Below are 17,457 nucleotides of genomic sequence, written 5' to 3'. Positions count from 1 at the left end.
CCGACGTACTCTTGCGGCCATGCGACAGCGCCCGATCCCCGGTACCTCAGGTCTCGTCCGCACCATGAGCCTGCTGGGCGATCCGGTGCTCCACTCGGCGTGCCGGGAGGTCACCGAGTTCGGTCCGGCCCTCGACCGGCTCATCGAGGACATGTTCGCCACGATGTACGCCGCCGAGGGCGTGGGGCTGGCCGCCAACCAGGTCGGTGTGGACCAGCGGGTGTTCGTCTACGACTGCCCCGACGACGAGGACGTGCGCCACCTCGGGCACATCGTCAACCCGCGCCTGGTCGAGGCCGACGGCATCGAGGTCCTCGGCCCCGAGGGCTGCCTGTCGCTGCCCGGCCTGGAGGCCGGCACGGCCCGGTTCGACCGCGCCGTGGTCGAGGGGGTCACCTCGGACGGCGCGCCCGTACGGATCGAGGGCACCGGGTTCTTCGCCCGCTGCCTCCAGCACGAGTGCGACCACCTCGACGGCACCGTGTACGCCGACCGCGTCACCGGGTTCCGGGCGAAGCGGCTGCGGCGGGCGATCCGCCGGGCGCCCTGGTCCCCGGCGTAACGCCGCGGGCCCGCCGTCGTCGCGTAACGCCGCGGGCCCGCCGCCGTCAGAAGCCCGGGCCGTCGGCCCGGTTGCCCGCCGTCGCCAGCCGCCCCCACAGCAGGTCGGTGAGTCCGCCCACCAGCGCCGCCCGACCGCACGGCCGCTCGCCCAGCCACCAGTCCCCGGCGGCGTGCATCATGCCGACGATCCCGTGGCCCCACACCCGGGCCAGCTCCTCGCCGTCCGGACCCAGGTCGACGCGCTCGGCGATCACCTTGGCCAGCTCCTCGCCGAGCCGGCGCAGCAGCGGCGCCGAGTGCAGGCCGACGTCGAAGCCGCGCTCGGCGGCGTGGCTGTCCTCGGCCGGGTGCATCAGGAACCGGTAGACCTGCGGACGGGCCTCGATCGCGGCCAGGTAGGTGTCGAGGGTGGCCTCCACCCGGCGCCGCCGCTCGGCGGGGGCGTCCAGGGCCGCGCGCAGCGAGTCCAGCAGCGCGTCGGTGTGGCGGACGGCCAGGGCCTGGTAGAGGCCCGCCTTGTCGCCGAAGTGTCGGTAGAGGATGGGCTTGGTGATGCCCGCCTCGGCCGCGATGGCGTTCATGGACGCCTTCGGTCCGTCGCGCAGGACGACCCGGTCGGCCGCTTCGAGCAGCTCCCGCCGCCGGCGTTCCGCCGTTCCCTGCTGGTCGGTCTGCTGCGTGCTCTCCATGACGTGTATCTCCCCGCCCTTGCTGTGGTGCGTGACGCCCACGCAACGTAACACCCCGCACACCATCACGATCGAATCCGGCGGGCGGCCGATCGGGACGATCAGGGGCATTGACAGTTCCTACTCATCGGTAACACACTGGCCCCCGCTGCTAGGGTTACCGTAGGTAACGTACATTGTGGAGGGGTCATGGCGGAATTCACCATGGAGCTGAGCGACGAACAGAAGGAGGTCAAGGAGTGGATCCACGGCTTCGCCGCCGACGTGATCCGCCCCGCGGCCGCCGAGTGGGACGAGCGCGAAGAGACCCCGTGGCCCGTCATCCAGGAAGCCGCCAAGGTCGGCATCTACTCCCTGGACTTCTACGCCCAGCAGTTCTTCGACCCCTCCGGCCTCGGCATCCCGATGGCCATGGAGGAGCTCTTCTGGGGTGACGCGGGCATCGCGCTGTCCATCGTGGGCACGGGCCTGGCCGCCATCGGCGTCGTCGCCAACGGCACCGAGGAGCAGATCGGCACCTGGATCCCCCAGATGTACGGCACCCCCGACGACGTGAAGGTCGCCGCCTTCTGCTCCTCCGAGCCGGACGCCGGCTCCGACGTCGGCGCCATGCGCACCCGCGCGGTCTACGACGAGGCCAAGGACGAGTGGGTCCTGAACGGCACCAAGACCTGGGCCACCAACGGCGGCATCGCCAACGTCCACATCGTCGTGGCCGTCGTCGACCCCGAGCTCGGCACCAAGGGCCACGCCTCCTTCATCGTGCCGCCGGGCACCGCCGGCCTCTCCCAGGGGCAGAAGTTCAAGAAGCACGGCATCCGCGCCTCGCACACCGCCGAGGTGGTGCTGGAGGACGTCCGGGTCCCCGGCTCCTGCCTCCTCGGCGGCAAGGAGAAGCTGGACGAGCGGCTCGCGCGGGCCCGCGAGCGGGCGAAGGCCGGTGGCGGCGGCGAGCGCGTGAAGAACGCCGCGATGGCCACCTTCGAGGCCTCCCGCCCGGCGGTCGGCGCCATGGCCGTCGGCACGGCGCGCGCCGCGTACGAGGTCGCGCTCGACTACGCCAGGACGCGGACGCAGTTCGGCCGCCCGATCATCGACAACCAGGGCGTGGCCTTCCAGCTCGCCGACATGCGGACCCAGATCGACGCGGCCCGGCTGCTGGTCTGGCGGGCCTCCTGGATGGCGAGCGCCGGGCGGCCCTTCACCTCCGCCGAGGGCTCGATGTCCAAGCTCTACGCGAGCGAGGTCGCCAAGAAGGTCACCGCCCAGGCGGTCCAGATCCTCGGCGGCAACGGCTTCACCCGCGAGTACCCGGTGGAGCGCATGCACCGCGACAGCGCCATCTACACGATCTTCGAGGGGACGAGCGAGATCCAGCGGCTGGTGATCGCCCGCACCCTGTCCGGGATGCCCATCCGGTAGCCGTTCAGCGCAGCAGCCGGTCCAGGACCCTGCTGAAGAGCAGGTGGCCCGCGGCCGCCACGGCGGGGTCGAGGATCCGGGGGAGGCCGCGCAGCCGCAGCTCCTCGCGCCAGAGCAGCCGCGATCCGCCGGCCGGGGCGGGGCGGACCTCCAGCTCCGCCCACCCCCGGACCGCCCGCCCGCGCTTGTCCAGCCGGACCAGCCCGCCGGCGTCCCCGGACGGCGGCCGCCAGAGGGTGACCTCCATCCGGTCGTCGACTGTGAGCCTTCCCACGCCCGTCCGCGCCGTGAAGACCGTCCCGGCGTGCGTGGGCGGCGCCGTTTCGATCACCGTCCGGGTGAACGGGACATATGCCCCATGGCGTTCCCAGTCCGTGAGCCGCCGCCAGGCCTCGTCCGGCGGAAGATCACTGCGGCGCACGATCCGGATGGCGGTCATGAACGGATCGTAACCGGGCGTGCGCACCCTGAACTGGACCTCGAATATGGGTTCCGCCCGGGGGACGTGATCGGCAATACTCCGAGCCATCGTGGATCGCGGTACCGACCGGATGACCACCGGCCCTCCGCCCCACACTGCGAGGAGGTGCGCCCCATGTGCTCCCACCAGCCCCCCTGCCCGTCCGCCGACAGTGCCGACCGTGAAGCGGCCGTCATCGTCGCCTCCCGTCCCGAACAGGGATGGAGTCTGCTCTGCAACGGGGCCGTGGTCTTCGACGACACCGGCGAACTGCTGCCCGACGGCCGTACGGTGGACCCCCACCGGCCCGTCCCGGCCCTGGTCTGATCGGGGGCGGCCGATGCGCCAGCAGATGATCCGCAAGCCCGTGCCGAAGCCGGCCCCGAGGGATCTGGACCTGCGTACCCCGTCGGGCAGACCCCTCCCGTACTGACGGGAGCCCCGAACCCGACCGCGGCAGGAGCGGTACCGGCAACCCGGCCGGCCGCCGTGTCCCGCGCGGTCCGTGCCATGGCGGCGGCTGCGGCCGCTCAGCCGGTGACCGCAGCCCCGGCCGCTCAGCCGGTGGGCGCCGCCGTCCCCGCTCAGCCGGTGGGCGCCGCCGTCCCCGCTCAGCCGGTGGGCGCCGACGCGCCGCCGCGGAAGGCGCTCTCGTACGCCTCGTCCCCGATCATGGCCCGGGCCCGGCGTTCGCCCTCGTCCCGCACGTCCGCCAGGGACGGGGAGCCCATCTGCGGCAGCCCGACGGTGCGCCACCAGGCGTGCCCGGTGCCCAGCAGCCGCGCCGCGAGCTCGCCGTCGCCGAGCGCCGCCGTCGCGGCCGCCAGCAGGTCCAGGCCCAGCGCGATCCCGAGCCGATCGCCCAGCAGCCGCTTGCCCGAGAGCATCGCCCGTACGTGCCGGGCCGCCTCCCCGTACTGCCCGAGCCGCAGCGCGGCCACCGCCAGCACGTAGTCCGCGTACGCCCGCAGCCAGCGCTCGCCCAGCTCCGCGCACGCCTCGCGCAGCCCCCGCGCCTCGTCGGCCGCCTCCTCGTACCGGCCGAGGACGCACAGCGCGTACGCGGTGGACAGCCGGCACAGCAGCCACCCGGGACCGGTGGGCGGCCCCCCGTACCCCGCGCGCGCCGCGGGGCCCGCGAGCCCCAGCGCCCGCACCGGATCGCCGGGCATCAGCACCGCCACCGACGTCAGGTAGGCCGCCCTCAGCTCCCGCTCCGGGTCCGCGAGCTGCTCCGCGGCCCGGGTGCACAACCGCCCCCACGCCAGGGCCTCCGTCAGCTCCCCGCGCAGCAGGCAGGTCAGGCCGAGCGCCCACAGCGCCTGCGTGTACGCGGCCCCCGTCCGCGGGCCGACCCGCAGCGCCCGCTCCAGGAAGGCCTTGCCCTCGTGCCCGTGCCCGCAGGCGAACCAGAAGAACCACAGCGAGCCGGCCATCTCCAGGGCCGCCACCGGGTCGGTGCCCAGCAGGTGTTCCAGCGCGGTGCGCAGCTGCGTGTGGTCGGCGGCCATCCGGCGGGACCAGTCCAGCTGCTGCGGGCCCAGCCAGCCCTGGGCGCCGGCACGGGCCAGCGCCGCGTACCAGTGGGCGTGCCGGTCGGTGACCGTGCCGACCTCGTCCAGCTCGGTCAGCCATCCGTGGCCGTACTCGCAGATGGTGTCCAGCATCCGGTAGCGCGGTCCCGCCCCGCGCTCCTCGGTGCACCGGACCACGGACTTGGCCACCAGGCCCGCCAGGACCCGCTCCACCCGGGACGCGGGCAGCGGGCCGCCCGAGCAGACGGCACGGGCCGCGGCCAGGTCGAAGTCCCCGGCGAACACCGACAGCCGGGCCCACAGCAGCCGTTCCAGCGGCTCGCACAGTTCGTGGCTCCAGCCGATCGCCGTCCGCAGGGTCCGGTGGCGCGGCAGCAGCGCGCTGCGCGTGTCGCACAGGAGCTCGAAGCGGGCGTCGACCCGCTCGGCCAGCTGCTCCAGCGGCCACCGCCGCATCCGGGCGCCGGCCAGTTCCAGGGCGAGCGGGATGCCGTCGAGGCGCCGGCACAGCTCGGCGGCGACGGCGGTGCGGGCCGGGTCGCTGAAGGTGGCGACGGCGAGCGGGGTGGCGGTGAGCGCGCGGTCGCGGAAGAGGGCGAGGGCGTCGCTGTCGGCTCCGTCGGTGGGCAGCGGGCGGACGTCGAGCAGGGTCTCGCCGGGGCAGCCGAGCGGTTCGCGGGAGGTGATCAGGACCGTCAGCCCGGGGGCCGACTGCAGCAGTTCGCCCACGAGGTGCCGGCAGGCGGCGACCAGGTGCTCGCAGGTGTCGAGGACGACCAGCAGCTCCTTGTCGGACAGCCAGGCGCACAGCTCCTCGTCGGGGGAGCGGGGGGAGTGCTCGGCCATGCCGAGGGCGTGGGCGACGGTCGCGGTGAGCAGGCCCGGGTCGCGCAGCGGCGAGAGGTCCACCCACCACACGCCGTCGGGCCGGGCCTGGCGCCGGTCGCGGACGGCGCGCAGGGCGAGCCGGCTCTTGCCGACGCCGCCCACTCCGGTGAGCGTGATGAGCCGCTGCTCGCGCAACAGCGTGTCGAGATGGCCGAGTTCGCGCTCCCGGCCGACGAAGCTCGCCATCTCCGGCGGCGGATTCCCCAGCACGGCGCCCGAGTCTGGCTCAGATTCACCGTCGATGTCACCGCTCCGACCGTAGTTGACCGAGTACTCACCGCACACGGAGGTATTCTGCGCGATCTTCGCGCCCGGGAGACCCGAACGGACAGATCCGTAGCCGTGCGTGGACAACGGGTGCGGCGGTCCTCAAGGGGTGAGTGTGACGGTGCGCTCGGCGGAGAACGCCCCCCAGTTGCCGTCGGGCAGGCGTGCGCGCAGCTTCACCCGCCACACGGTACCGGCGGGTTCGGTCACCGTGAGGCGGTGCTCGGCCCGGCCGGCGGGCACCGCGCCCGCGCCGAACTGGATCACCGTGGTGGGGCGTCCGTCGACGTGCAGCTCGTACTCGCTCGTGGCCCGACCCACCTCGGGCGGGTCCCAGGCGAGGGTGACCGAGCCGGGGGCGGCGGTGGCCGTGAAACCGGCGGGTGCCGTGCCGGGGCCCCGGCCGCCGGCGGGAGCCGTGGTCACCTCCACCGGCGGGCCGTCGGGCGAGGAGTTGTCCGCTCCGTCCCGGGCCCGGACGGTGAAGGTGTAGACGGTGTCGGGCTGCAGCCCGGTCAGGAGGGTGGCGGTCTCGCTCCCGCCGGCCGTGTGGATCCGTACGCCGCCCTGGTAGACGTCGTACGCCGTGACGGCCGTGTCGTCGGTGGCCGGGCCCCACGCCAGCCGGGCGCTGCGGGGGCCCTCGGCCCGGCCCTCGGCGGTGGCCGGGGCGGTGGGTGCCGTGACGTCCTCGGGCCGGGCGGCCGGGGTGGTGGCACTGACCGGGGCGCCAGGTGCGGAAACGTTTCCGGCGGCGTCCCGGGCGCGTACCGAGAAGGCGTACGCGGTCTGTGGCGCGAGACCCGTGATGTCCACCATGGTCGTGGCGGCCGGCAGTTCCCGTACCAGGTCACCGCCCTGGAACACCTGGTAGCCGGTGACCCCGTCGGCGTGGCCGGCCGCCTGCCACATCACGTGCACGCTGGTGGCGCTGCCCGCCTGGGCGGTCAGCCCGGCGGGGGCGGGCGGCGGCAGGGTGTCGGCGGCGGGAGCGCCGTCGCACCCGGCCAGGGCGAGCGGCGCGGCCAGGGCGGCCAGGGCCGCCGCGATCACGGCGGCGCGTCGCGCGGGGCGCGACGGCCCCGCGGACGGCGCGGGGCGCAGGGGTCCCACCAGCCCTCCCTCGTAAAGGTCTAGACATATATGGCACGGGGTGCGGGTGCCGGACAAGACCCGTGGGGGAAGCCGGGCGGGACCCGGGGGAGAAGGGGTGGCGTGTGACCGGGTTCGTCGCTCTCTGACCCGGTCTGACATTATTGCGAGTCGTTCGCAACAGCGGATGACCATAAGTACAGCGAAGACCAGCCATACAGGGATGTGCACAGCATGACGGCCCGGACCGTACGAGCAGTGGCCGCGACGACACTGGCCGCCGCACTCATCGCGAGCACGGCGGCCTGCTCGAACCCCGCCGGCGGGTCCGCCGCCGCGGACACCGCCGTCGTCGGGATCGCCAACGAGCCGGAGACCCTCAGCCCGCTGCTGGGCTACGGCAAGGACGGCAACTCCAAGATCTTCGACGGGCTGCTGACGCACGACGCGCAGATGCGGCTGCGGCCCGCGCTGGCGGTCGCCCTCCCCGAGGTCTCCGCGGACGGGCTGACCTACACCTACCGGCTGCGCCAGGGCGTGACCTTCAGCGACGGCCGGCCCTTCGGCGCCAAGGACGTGGTCTTCACCTACCGCACCATCCTCGACGCGAAGACGAACAACGCCTCCAAGACCGAGCTCGACGCGATCGCGGACGTGCGGGAACAGGGCCCGGACACGGTCGTCTTCACACTGAAGTACCCCTACGCGCCGTTCGCCGAGCGGACCGTGCTGCCGATCGCCCCCGAACACGTCGCGGGCCGGCAGGACGTCAACAGCGGCGACTTCACCACCCGGCCGGTCGGCACCGGGCCGTACGTCCTGACCGGCTGGTCCAAGGGGGAGAAGCTCAGCTTCGCCGCCAACCCCGCCTACTGGGGCGGCGCGCCGGCGGTGAAGAAGTTCACCATGGCCGTCGTCAAGGACGACGACGTCCGCGCGACCCGGCTGCGCTCCGGCGAGCTCGACGCCGCGATCCTGCCGCCGAACCTGGCCAAGGGGTTCGAGAAGGACAAGGGCCGCACGACGTACGCCGCGAAGTCCTTCGACTACCGCAACGTGACCCTGCCGACGCACAACAACGTCACCGGTGACGTCGCGGTGCGCCGGGCGCTGGACCTCGCCGTGGACCGCGGGGCCATGGTCGACCGGCTGCTGGAGGGCGCGGGCAGGCCGGCGTACGGGCCCGTCCCCACCGACAGTCCCTGGTTCACCGCCGGCACCGAGCGCGCCCACGACCTGCCGCAGGCGCAGCGGATCCTGGAGGAGGCGGGCTGGCGGCCCGGCGCCGACGGCATCCGGGAGAAGGACGGCGTCCGCGCCTCCTTCCCCCTCTGGTACACCTCCGGCGACAAGATCCGCCAGGACCACGCCCTCGCCTTCGCCTCCGACGCCAAGAAGGCCGGCGTCGAGGTCAAGGTCGAGGCCGGCACCTGGGAGGTCATCGAGCCGCGGATGAGGACCGACGCCGTCCTCGCGGGCGGCGGCTCCCCGGCCGACCCCGACTTCGACCAGTACCTGCTGCTCAAGGCCGCCCTCGGCGGCGACGGCTTCAACAACATGGCCCGGTACGACAATCCGGTCGTGGACGCGGCCCTGGAGGACGCCCGCCGCAGCGCCGACCCGGCGGCGCGCAAGACGGCGTACGACACCGTCCAGCGCGAGCTGGTCAAGAACCCCGGCTACGTCTTCCTCACCCACATCGACCACCTGTACGTCGTCGGCGACCGGTGGACCGGCCCCGACGGCGGCCCCCTGACCACGCAGGTCGAGCCGCACGACCACGGTCTCGGCGCCGGCCCGTGGTGGAACGTGGAGAACTGGAAGCCGAAGCAGTGACGTTTCGCCCCGAGGCGTCCGGACGCCGTGGTGCCGCCCTGCCCTGGGGGCCGATGGCCCGGATGGCAGGGCGGCGCGCCCTGTTCGCCGGCCCCGTCCTGCTCGCCGTCACCTTCGGGGTCTTCGCGGTCGCCGCGCTGTCCCCCTTCGACCCGGTCAAGGCGTACGCCGGCACGGCCGGACTCACCGCCTCCGGGCGCGACCTCGACCAGCTGCGCGCCAACCTCGGCGTGGACCGGCCGCTGGCCGAACGCTGGTGGGACTGGCTGACCTCGGCCCTCACCGGCGACCTCGGCACCTCCGCCGTGATGCGCCAGCCGGTCGCCGACGTGATCACGGGGCGGCTGGGATGGTCGGTCCTGCTCGCCGCGACCGCGTTCGCCGCCGCCGTGCTGCTGGGCACGGCGCTCGGGGTGCTCGCCGCCCGCCGGCCGGGCGGCGGCCTGGACCGCGCGGTCTCGGGCCTGGCGTACACCCTGGAGGCCGCGCCGGCGTTCTGGCTGGGACTGCTGGCGATCTGGCTGTTCTCGGTACGCCTGGGCGTACTGCCCTCGGGCGGACTCACCGACGCCGCCGGCGACACCGTCACCGCCGGCCAGGTGCTCACGCACCTGGTCCTGCCGGCGGCGGTACTGGGCCTGTCCCAGCTCCCCTGGTTCTACCTCTACGTACGCCAGGGCGTGGCCGACGCGCTGGCCGAGGACCCGGTGCGCGGCGCGCGCGCCCGCGGCCTCGCCGAACGCACGGTCCTGCTGGGCCACGGGCTGCGCGCGGGCATGCTGCCCATGCTGACGCTGATCGGCTCGCGGGTCCCGGAGCTCATCACGGGCGCGCTGCTGGTCGAGACCGTCTTCAGCTGGCCCGGCATCGCCGCCGCCACCGTGCAGGCCGCGACCGCCGTGGACTTCCCGCTGCTGGCCGCGCTCACCGTGCTGGCCACGGCGGCGGTGCTGGTGGGCAACCTCCTCTCCGACCTGCTGTACGGGCTGGCGGACCCGAGGGTGGGCTTCGATGGCTGAGCCCACCGGGACCACGGCGACGACCGGGACAACGGCGACGACCGGGACCACGGCGGACGGGACCACGGCGACGACCGGGTCCGCGGCTGCCGCCGGGCCGGGGATCGCCTGGCGGACGTACGGCCGGCCGGGCCGTTCGCCGCGCCGGCTGCGCATCGCGGCCTCGGCCGGCCTGATGGCGTGCCTGGTGCTGGCCGTGGCGCTGGTGCCGCCCCTGGTCCAGCTGGACCAGCAGGCAGTGGACCTGGCGGCCCGGCTGCGGCCGCCGTCGTGGGCGCACCCCTTCGGGACCGACGACATGGGCCGGGACCTGCTCCTGAGGTGCGTCTACGGCCTGCGGGTCTCGCTGCTCGTGGGCGTGGTGGCCGCGGTGGTCGCCACCGTCGTCGGCACGGCGGTGGGCGCGGCCGCGGCGGCGCTCGGCGGCTGGACGGACCGGCTGCTGATGAGGGTGGTCGACGCCTTCTCGTCCGTACCCCACCTGCTGCTGGGCATCTTCGTCGTCGCGCTGTTCCGGCCGGGGGTATGGCCGGTGGTGGTGTCGGTGGCGCTGACCCACTGGCTGTCGACCGCCCGTATCGTGCGCGCCGAGGTGCTCTCGCTGCGGTCCCGGCCGTATCTCGACGCGGCCGTCTCGGGCGGCGCCTCGCGGTGGCGGATCGCCGTCCGGCACCTGGTGCCGGGGGTGCTCCCGCAGGCCGCGCTGGCCGCGGTGCTGATGATCCCGCACGCGATGTGGCACGAGTCGGCGCTGTCCTTCCTGGGCCTGGGCCTGCCCGCCCACCAGGCGAGCCTGGGCACCCTGGTGCAGTCCGCCCGCGGCTCCCTGCTCGCGGGCGACTGGTGGCCGGCCCTCTTCCCCGGGCTCCTGCTGGTCCTGCCCACCCTCGCGATCGCCGCCCTCGCCTCCGCGTGGCGCGACCGCCTCGACCCCCGCCGCCGCTCGGAGCTGACGCTGTGAACCCTCCCGTGCTCGACGTCGAGCGGTTGCACGTGCGGTTCCGGATGGGCCGCGGGGCGTACGTCGCCGCCGTCAGCGACGTCAGCTTCCGGCTCGGCGCCGGGGAGTGCCTGGCCCTCGTCGGCGAGAGCGGGTGCGGCAAGTCCGTGCTGGCCTCCGCGCTGCTCGGGCTGCTGCCCGCGAACGCCGAGACCGCCGGCCACGCCCGGCTCGCCCACGGCCTGGACCTGGTGACCGCCGGCGAGCGCACGCTCGCCCGGACCGTCCGCGGCCGCCGGATCGGCCTCGTCCCGCAGAGCCCGGCCGCCCACCTCACCCCGGTCCGCACCGTCCGCGCCCACCTGGAGGAGACCGTCCGCGCCCTGGGCGAGGCCGGCACCCGCCGCGGGCGCGGGGACCGGCTGCGCGCCGCCGCCGAGGCGGCGGCCGAGCGGGCCGCGTTCCCCCGCACCCACCTCGACCACTACCCCCACCAGCTCTCCGGCGGCCTCGCCCAGCGCGCCGCCACCGCCCTCGCGCTCATCGGCGACGCCCCGCTCCTGCTCGCCGACGAACCCACCACGGGTCTGGACCGCGACCTCGTCGAACGCACCGTCGACGAACTGCGCGCCCACACCCGCGACGGTGGCCGGGCCCTGCTGCTCATCACGCACGACCTCACGGCGGCCGAGCGCATCGCCGACACCGTCGCCGTCATGTACGCCGGCCGCCTGGTCGAGCTCGCCCCGGCCGACGCCTTCTTCGGCGACCCCGGCCCCCGCCACCCCTACGCCCGCGGCCTCCTCGACGCCCTGCCCGAGCGGGCGTTCCGCCCCGTACCCGGGGTCCCGCCCGAACTCGGCGCCCTCCCACCCGGCTGCGCCTTCGCCGCCCGCTGCGCCCGCGCGGACGCCACCTGCACCGCGCGGCGGCCCGCACTCACCGAGGGAGTGGCCTGCCACCATGCTTGAGCTGACCGACATCACCGCCGGTTACGACGGCACGCCCCCCGTCGTACGGGGCGCGAACCTCACCCTGCGCCCCGGCGAGGCCGTCGGCCTGCTCGGTCCCAGCGGCTGCGGCAAGTCCACCCTCGCCAAGGTCGCCGCCCTGCTGCACCGCCCCGACCGGGGCACCCTCACCCTCGACGGCACCCCCGTCACCGGCTACCGCCACCGCGCACCGCGCGCGCTGCGCACGGCCGTCGGCGTCGTCTTCCAGCAGCCCCGGCTCTCCGCGGACCCCCGGCTGCGGCTGCGCGACCTGATCGCCGAACCCCTGCGGGCCACCGGGCGGCGCGGCGAGGCCACCGCCGCCGTGGGGGAGCTGGCCGAGCGGGTCGGGCTCGGCGCCGGCCTGCTGGAGCGCCGCCCCCACGAGGTCAGCGACGGCCAGCTGCAACGCGCCTGCCTCGCCCGTGCGTTGGTCCTGCGGCCGCGCTGGCTGGTCTGCGACGAGATGACCGCGATGCTCGACGCCTCGACCACGGCCGCCCTGGTCGGCGTCGTCGAGGCCTACCGCGCCGAGACCGGCGCCGGACTCCTCGCGGTCGGGCACGACCCGGTCCTGCTGGCCCGCTGGTGCGACCGTACGACGCGCTGGAGCGAGATCGCCGAGGACTGACACCGGTGCCGGTGCCCGTCACGGACCGTCAACACCCGTACGGCGGACACGTCATACGCCCGCCCGGCCCTCCCGCTGCGCCACCATGGCGCGGCAGAAGGAGGTTCCGATGGTGATTTCCCTCTCCGCGATCGTCCTGCTCTTCGTCCTCGCGTGGATCTTCGTGCGCAACGGCGGTCTGAAGTTCTCCCACGCGCTCGTGTGCGTCCTGCTCGGCTTCTACCTCGCGAGCAGCAGCATGGCCGCGACGATCCACGACGGCCTGACCGCCACGGCCACCGTGGTCGGCAGCCTCAAGCCCTGATCCTTCCCTCGTCTCCTCCCCGGATCTGTTGCGCGTTCATGAATCATGGGGCGCCGCCATGGACTCCTCCCGCACGGCGATCTAGCGTCGGGCGGCGGCGCGACTGTCATACGCAGTGTCAACAGAAGAGTTGGAACGGAGGACGTCCGGATGTTCCGAAGAACGCTGAACTGCGCCGTGGTCCCGGCCCTCGTCGCCCTCATGGTGCTGACCGGGAGCTCCCCGGCGCAAGCCGAGGAGATACCCAAGGCGCCCGGCCACCGCCTGGTCGCCCACTACGACGGCAGTCCGGCGGCCGCCGCCCCGCTGCCCGGACAGGCGCCGCCGCAGCACCCCTTCCTCGCGCCCAACGGCCGCAGCGGCATGCACGCCGACGCGGCGGGCAGCGCCACCACCCCCTGGTCCGGGCCGCTCGGCCGCAACCCGCAGGTCACCAGCCAGAAGATCGCCGCGCTCGGCGGCGAGTGCGCCACCGCCACCTTCGACGCGGGCGGCCGCCTGGTCACCGTCTGCGGCACCTTCTCCGGCTTCAAGGTCAAACTGCTCGACCCGCGCACCCTCGACACGCTCGCGGAACACCAGCTCCCGCAGCGCTCCTCGACCGTCGAGGCGATCACCTCGCTCGACTTCTCGAAGATCTTCAAGGACACCTCGGGCGGCGCCTACTTCTACCTGGACCACCAGGACCGGGCCGTCCTCGCCGACTCCCGCCAGCACATCCTGCGCCTGGCGCACAGCCAGAACCCCGACGGCAGCTGGACGTTCACCATCGAGAACGACTGGGACCTGACGGGGCAGGTCCCGCACGACTGCGTCAGCTGGACCAACCTCCGGCCCAGCGGCACCTGCGACCCCGTCACCTCCGTCATGCCCGACTGGGACGGCCGGATCTGGTGGGTCACCCGGCAGGGCCGGGTCGGCACCGTGGACCCGGCGACCGGGGCGATCCGCTCCGTCCAGCTGCGGGGCGAGGAGATCCAGAACTCCTTCTCCGTCGCCCAGGACGGTGTCTCGATCGTCTCCGACCACGCCCTCTACAGCTTCCGCGCCGCCGCCGACGGCACCCCCGAGGTGCAGTGGCGCCAGCCGTACGACCGGGGCACCGGCACCAAACCCGGCTCCGTGAACCAGGGTTCGGGCACCACCCCCGACCTCTTCGGCGACGGCTACGTGGCGATCACCGACAACGCCGACGACCGGATGAACGTCCTGGTCTTCCGCCGCGGCGCCGGCATCCCGGAGGACCGGCGGCTGGTGTGCAGGGTGCCGGTGTTCCGACCCGGCGCCTCGACCACCGACAACTCCCTGATCAGCTGGGGCAACAGCCTCGTGGTCGAGAACAACTACGGGTACGAGAACCCCACCACCCTGCTGCTGGGCAGGAGCGTCGTCGGCGGTGCCACCCGCATCGACGTCCGCCCGGACGGCAGCGGCTGCGACACGGTCTGGGAGAGCGCGGTCCGCTCCCCGTCGACCGTGCCCAAGCTCTCCACCGGCAACGGGCTGCTCTACTTCTACGAGAAGGAGCCCAACGCCCTCGGTATCGACGCCTGGTACCTCACCGCCGTCGACTTCCGCACCGGCGAGCGCCGCTGGCGCCGGCTGACCGGCACCGGCCCGCTGTACGACAACAACTGGGCCCCCATCACCCTCGGCCCGGACGGCACCGCGTACGTCGGCGTCTTCAACGGCATCGTCGCGGTCCGCGACGGGGACTGACGCCGGGCCCGCTTCCGGGGCGCTGTGTGCGGGCCGGTGTGTCACGGGCCGGTGTGGACCAGCGCCGCCCACCGCAGCGGCTCGCCGGGACGCTCGGCCCGCGCCCGCACCGACGCCCGGTGCACGGCGCGGGCCACCCGGTGCGGATCGGCGCGCAGCTCGGCGTAGACCGACGCCGCGGCGCAGGGGGCGGCGCACGGGGCGGCCTCGTCACCGGCCGGCCACAGGGTGCCGACGACGTGCCGGAAGCCCGCCAGCTGGAACGCCGCGCAGAGGGAGACTCCCTCGTCGGCCGGCCGCGTGCCGCCATACGCGGTGGCGGTGGCCGACAGGTACGCCAGGTGGGCCCCGCGCAGCCGCATCGAGGCGATCTCCCCGACCGGGAGGTCGCCCTCCAGCAGCCGTAGCCGGCCCGCCGCCGGATCGGCCAGCCGCCCCTCGGCGGGGCAGGCGAAGTGCGCGAGCGTGGTGCCCGGCAGCTCGGCGCGGACCCGCTCGGCGGTCGCCGCCGGTCCGTACACGGGCCCGCACAGTGTCCGTACGCCGCCCCCGAGCCCGTCGCGGACCAGTTCGATCTCCCGTGCGACGTGCGCCAGTTCCTCCTCGGGAACGGGCACCCCCACGGCCAGGGCCCGCCCGGACACCGGCCCGTCCGCCTCCCGGCCCCGCAGCAGCGCGCGGACGGTCGCCGTGTACGAGGACACCACCCGGTCCAGGGCGCACGCGTGGAACGGCAGCAGCGCGGCCGGCCCGCCCGGCACCCACCACACCCGCGGCAGTTCCCTGCTTCCCGGCAGCTCCCCGTCCCGCGCCCGCTCGGGGGCCAGCCGGGCCAGGACCCGCTCCACCACGGCCTCCCGGAGGAAGGCGAGCGCGGCCCCGATCCGCTCGCCGCGCACCGCGGCGGACGCCTCGTCCGTCAGCGCCGCCACGTGGTGCTCCACCGCGTCGGCGAGGGAGTCGGGCAGCGGCACCACCTCGATGTCCGTGCCCGGCCGCCGCACGAGCAGCGCGTCGCTGCGCAGCGGGCTCACGTTGACCAGGACGAGGGGCCCGTCGACGGCGGCTGCCTGGAGCTCCGGCACGCTCAGCGGCCGCAGGAACGACGCCAGTCCCGGCAGGCCCCTGATCGAGGTCAGCAGTTCCTCCCACTCCGCCGACCGGCGGCGGCCCTCGTCGACGGCCTGCGGGCCCGGATCGCCGGCCGGTGGCCGCGGCCCCGGGTCCAGCGCCCGGCACAGCCGCTCGAACCGCGCGGCCAGCTCCTCGTCCCGCTCACGGAGCTCGGCGACGTCGCCGCACGCGTCCAGGCCGTACTGCTGGAACAGGACCGCGCGGCCCTGTTCCAGCAGCACGGCCGCCGTGCCCGGCTGGCCGGCGTGCAGCGCCACCGCGGCGGCGGTGGCCGCGAGCCCGGACTGGGCCGCCAGCTGCGCCCGCTGGTCCGGGCGCGGCAGGGCGATCCCCGCGAGCCGGGGGAGGAGCTCGACGGCGGTGGTGAACGCCCGCAGCGCCTCCGGCCAGTCCCGCTGGCGCACCGCGCTCTCGCCCCACGCCCGGGCGGCGCACAGCCGTACGGAGGTCGCGGCGTCGGCGAGGCGCGCGGCCTCCCGGTAGACGGCCGTCGCGGGCGTGTGGCCGCGTTCCAGGGCCGCTCCGAGGTCCAGCAGGATCCCGGCCCGGGCCGGGTGGCGCGGGCCGATGAGCCGCCGCGCCTCCTCGTAGCGGGCGACGGCCTCGCGCAGCAGGTGGGGCTCGGCACGGTCGGCGCGGCGGGCCAGCAGGGTCCCGGCGGCCGCGGCCAGCATCGCCGCCCGGACGTCGGTGTCGTCGCCCGCCGCGTCCACGGCACGGTCCGCCAGTCGCTGGGCCTCGGCGAGGTCGCGCGCGTCCTGGCCGTGCGCGGCCCGTAGCCGCAGGCAGCCGCTGAGGTGGTGCAGCAGGGACACCCGGGCCGGGCCGCGCATCCGCAGGGCCAGCCCGCGCCGGGCGACCGCGATCGCGCGGTCCAGGTCCTCGGGGTCGCCGCCGAGGTCGTACCGGGTGCGCAGCGCCAGCCCCAGGCCGTACAGGTACCGCGCGTGCCACGGGTCGTCGGCCCGGACGGCGGCCACCGCCTCGGCCGCCCGCTCGACCGCCTCGTCGAGGTCCCGCGGGTCCAGGGTGCGCTCGTAGCGGGCCTCGAGGGCCAGCGACAGCCGGGCCAGCGTCTCGCCGTGGTCCGGGTGGGCGGGGGAGGAGACGTCCAGCGCCCGCCGGGACCAGGTGACGGCCCGGGCCAGGTCCCGCTCGTCGCCGGTGCGCCGGTAGCGGGCGAGGTGGGCGAGGGAACGGCCCGACAGCGGCCGCGGATCGGCCTGCGCGACCGGGTCACCGGGCCCCTTGAGCTCCCGCAGCGCCGCCTCGATGTCGCGGGGCGCGCCGGTCCGTTCGTACCGCAGCCGCAGGCACTCGGCCAGCAGGTGGCGCAGGGCTCCGGGGTGTTCGACCGAACGGCACAGCACGACGGCCTCGTCCAGCGCCCCGAGGTCACCGAACACCTCGTAGCACTGCCGGAGGACCCCTGCCAGGCCCAGGACCAGCTCCGCCCGGCGCGGATCGCCCTGGCCGGCGACCCGCAGTGCGTTGCGCGCCGACCGTACGGCGTCGTGCAGGTCGGCCTCGCCACCGCCGGACCGGAAGACCAGCAGGTACGCCGCCGAACGCCGGACCAGCACGTCCACGACCGCCGGATCACCGGGGGCGAGCCGCTCCAGCACGTGCGTGGCCCGCTTGACCACCCGCTGCGCGGCGGCCCGGCCGTCCGGCCGGGCGGCCTCCACCAGCAGGTGGCCCAGGACCCGCAGCTCGGCGGCGACGTCCGCGTCCTCCCGCCGGCTCACGGCGCGCCGCCGAGGCCACCGACCACCACGACCCGCGACACCCCGCGCACCCGATCGACCCGGTCCACCGGCCCCACCCCCGACACCAGAACAGCAGACGGCACGGTGCCCGTCACGACCCGCAGGGGGCGCTCGGTCGCACACCCCGGGCACACACCCCGCACCGCACGCCGTGCGCGAGCCGGGCGCGGACGAAGGAGGAACCACGGAAGGGGGT

Annotated in this window: 15 protein-coding genes; 10 read left to right on the top strand and 5 right to left on the bottom strand. The window is 75.0% G+C overall.

Features of this window, described 5'->3' with window-relative positions; translation table 11 throughout:
• The first annotated feature begins 19 nt into the window (after positions 1-19).
• Positions 20-562, top strand: coding sequence for a peptide deformylase (gene def / locus ACZ6KO_RS21765; RefSeq protein WP_469305631.1), 543 nt, complete (start codon positions 20-22; stop codon positions 560-562).
• Positions 563-608: 46 nt separating this feature from the next.
• Here def and ACZ6KO_RS21760 read toward each other — a convergent pair whose 3' ends face one another.
• A complete protein-coding gene (locus tag ACZ6KO_RS21760; RefSeq protein ID WP_469305728.1) occupies positions 609-1,253 on the bottom strand; it encodes a TetR/AcrR family transcriptional regulator in 645 nt (214 codons plus the stop codon).
• A 189-nt stretch (positions 1,254-1,442) separates the two neighbouring features.
• On the opposite strand from ACZ6KO_RS21760, the gene ACZ6KO_RS21755 reads away from it, so the two are divergent.
• Positions 1,443-2,675, top strand: coding sequence for an acyl-CoA dehydrogenase family protein (locus ACZ6KO_RS21755; protein ID WP_469305630.1), 1,233 nt, complete (start codon positions 1,443-1,445; stop codon positions 2,673-2,675).
• A gap of 4 nt (positions 2,676-2,679) precedes the next feature.
• On the opposite strand, the gene ACZ6KO_RS21750 is transcribed toward ACZ6KO_RS21755, so the two are convergent.
• The gene (locus ACZ6KO_RS21750) at positions 2,680-3,114 is read right to left on the bottom strand and encodes an SRPBCC family protein (protein ID WP_469305629.1); all 435 of its coding nucleotides are present in this window, start codon (positions 3,112-3,114) and stop codon (positions 2,680-2,682) included.
• A gap of 156 nt (positions 3,115-3,270) precedes the next feature.
• Between ACZ6KO_RS21750 and ACZ6KO_RS21745 the strand changes: the two genes are divergently transcribed.
• Positions 3,271-3,462, top strand: coding sequence for a DUF5999 family protein (locus ACZ6KO_RS21745; protein ID WP_401455596.1), 192 nt, complete (start codon positions 3,271-3,273; stop codon positions 3,460-3,462).
• A gap of 284 nt (positions 3,463-3,746) precedes the next feature.
• Here the strand turns inward: ACZ6KO_RS21745 and ACZ6KO_RS21740 are convergent, their stop codons facing one another.
• Positions 3,747-5,768: an ATP-binding protein gene (locus tag ACZ6KO_RS21740; RefSeq protein WP_469305628.1), complete on the bottom strand. Its 2,022-nt coding sequence runs from the start codon at positions 5,766-5,768 to the stop codon at positions 3,747-3,749.
• A gap of 159 nt (positions 5,769-5,927) precedes the next feature.
• Positions 5,928-6,938 carry a fibronectin type III domain-containing protein gene (locus ACZ6KO_RS21735; RefSeq protein ID WP_469305627.1) on the bottom strand — a complete coding sequence of 337 codons (1,011 nt, stop codon included), beginning with the start codon at positions 6,936-6,938 and terminating at the stop codon, positions 5,928-5,930.
• Between the two features lie 213 nt (positions 6,939-7,151).
• Between ACZ6KO_RS21735 and ACZ6KO_RS21730 the strand changes: the two genes are divergently transcribed.
• The 7 genes from ACZ6KO_RS21730 to ACZ6KO_RS21700 all read left to right on the top strand — a co-directional run bounded on the left by ACZ6KO_RS21730 (position 7,152) and on the right by ACZ6KO_RS21700 (position 14,358).
• Positions 7,152-8,753, top strand: a complete 1,602-nt coding sequence (locus ACZ6KO_RS21730; protein ID WP_469305626.1) for an ABC transporter substrate-binding protein — start codon at positions 7,152-7,154, stop codon at positions 8,751-8,753.
• Between the two features lie 53 nt (positions 8,754-8,806).
• Positions 8,807-9,772: an ABC transporter permease gene (locus ACZ6KO_RS21725; RefSeq protein ID WP_469305625.1), complete on the top strand. Its 966-nt coding sequence runs from the start codon at positions 8,807-8,809 to the stop codon at positions 9,770-9,772.
• Complete coding sequence (locus ACZ6KO_RS21720) at positions 9,765-10,733, top strand: ABC transporter permease (protein WP_469305624.1); 969 nt, start codon at positions 9,765-9,767, stop codon at positions 10,731-10,733. Before ACZ6KO_RS21725 ends, ACZ6KO_RS21720 begins: the two co-directional genes overlap by 8 nt.
• Before the next feature lie 44 nt (positions 10,734-10,777).
• The gene (locus ACZ6KO_RS21715; protein WP_469305727.1) at positions 10,778-11,683 is read left to right on the top strand and encodes an oligopeptide/dipeptide ABC transporter ATP-binding protein; all 906 of its coding nucleotides are present in this window, start codon (positions 10,778-10,780) and stop codon (positions 11,681-11,683) included.
• Positions 11,676-12,335 carry an ABC transporter ATP-binding protein gene (locus tag ACZ6KO_RS21710; protein WP_469305623.1) on the top strand — a complete coding sequence of 220 codons (660 nt, stop codon included), beginning with the start codon at positions 11,676-11,678 and terminating at the stop codon, positions 12,333-12,335. Before ACZ6KO_RS21715 ends, ACZ6KO_RS21710 begins: the two co-directional genes overlap by 8 nt.
• A 109-nt stretch (positions 12,336-12,444) precedes the next feature.
• Positions 12,445-12,639 (top strand): hypothetical protein, encoded by a 195-nt coding sequence (locus ACZ6KO_RS21705; RefSeq protein WP_469305622.1) that lies wholly within the window; start codon positions 12,445-12,447, stop codon positions 12,637-12,639.
• A 201-nt stretch (positions 12,640-12,840) separates the two neighbouring features.
• Positions 12,841-14,358 (top strand): hypothetical protein, encoded by a 1,518-nt coding sequence (locus tag ACZ6KO_RS21700; protein WP_469305726.1) that lies wholly within the window; start codon positions 12,841-12,843, stop codon positions 14,356-14,358.
• A 41-nt stretch (positions 14,359-14,399) separates the two neighbouring features.
• Here the strand turns inward: ACZ6KO_RS21700 and ACZ6KO_RS21695 are convergent, their stop codons facing one another.
• Positions 14,400-17,240 (bottom strand): CHAT domain-containing protein, encoded by a 2,841-nt coding sequence (locus ACZ6KO_RS21695; protein ID WP_469305621.1) that lies wholly within the window; start codon positions 17,238-17,240, stop codon positions 14,400-14,402.
• Positions 17,241-17,457: the final 217 nt, after the last annotated feature.

Source organism: Streptomyces sp. NPDC042102, assembly GCF_055582305.1.
Note: the sequence above shows the minus strand (reverse complement) of the source record. Positions and strands in the feature narration are given on the sequence as shown.

Bases quoted from the DNA above. Each gene is read 5' to 3' on its own strand.
- ACZ6KO_RS21715 (WP_469305727.1), top strand. From the start codon at position 10,778: ATGGGCCGCGGGGCGTACGTCGCCGCCGTCAGCGACGTCAGCTTCCGG.
- ACZ6KO_RS21755 (WP_469305630.1), top strand. From the start codon at position 1,443: ATGGCGGAATTCACCATGGAGCTGAGCGACGAACAGAAGGAGGTCAAG.
- ACZ6KO_RS21705 (WP_469305622.1), top strand. From the start codon at position 12,445: ATGGTGATTTCCCTCTCCGCGATCGTCCTGCTCTTCGTCCTCGCGTGG.
- ACZ6KO_RS21730 (WP_469305626.1), top strand. From the start codon at position 7,152: ATGACGGCCCGGACCGTACGAGCAGTGGCCGCGACGACACTGGCCGCC.
- ACZ6KO_RS21750 (WP_469305629.1), bottom strand. From the start codon at position 3,114: ATGACCGCCATCCGGATCGTGCGCCGCAGTGATCTTCCGCCGGACGAG.
- def (WP_469305631.1), top strand. From the start codon at position 20: ATGCGACAGCGCCCGATCCCCGGTACCTCAGGTCTCGTCCGCACCATG.
- ACZ6KO_RS21710 (WP_469305623.1), top strand. From the start codon at position 11,676: ATGCTTGAGCTGACCGACATCACCGCCGGTTACGACGGCACGCCCCCC.
- ACZ6KO_RS21700 (WP_469305726.1), top strand. From the start codon at position 12,841: ATGGTGCTGACCGGGAGCTCCCCGGCGCAAGCCGAGGAGATACCCAAG.
- ACZ6KO_RS21760 (WP_469305728.1), bottom strand. From the start codon at position 1,253: ATGGAGAGCACGCAGCAGACCGACCAGCAGGGAACGGCGGAACGCCGG.
- ACZ6KO_RS21720 (WP_469305624.1), top strand. From the start codon at position 9,765: ATGGCTGAGCCCACCGGGACCACGGCGACGACCGGGACAACGGCGACG.
- ACZ6KO_RS21745 (WP_401455596.1), top strand. From the start codon at position 3,271: ATGTGCTCCCACCAGCCCCCCTGCCCGTCCGCCGACAGTGCCGACCGT.
- ACZ6KO_RS21725 (WP_469305625.1), top strand. From the start codon at position 8,807: ATGGCCCGGATGGCAGGGCGGCGCGCCCTGTTCGCCGGCCCCGTCCTG.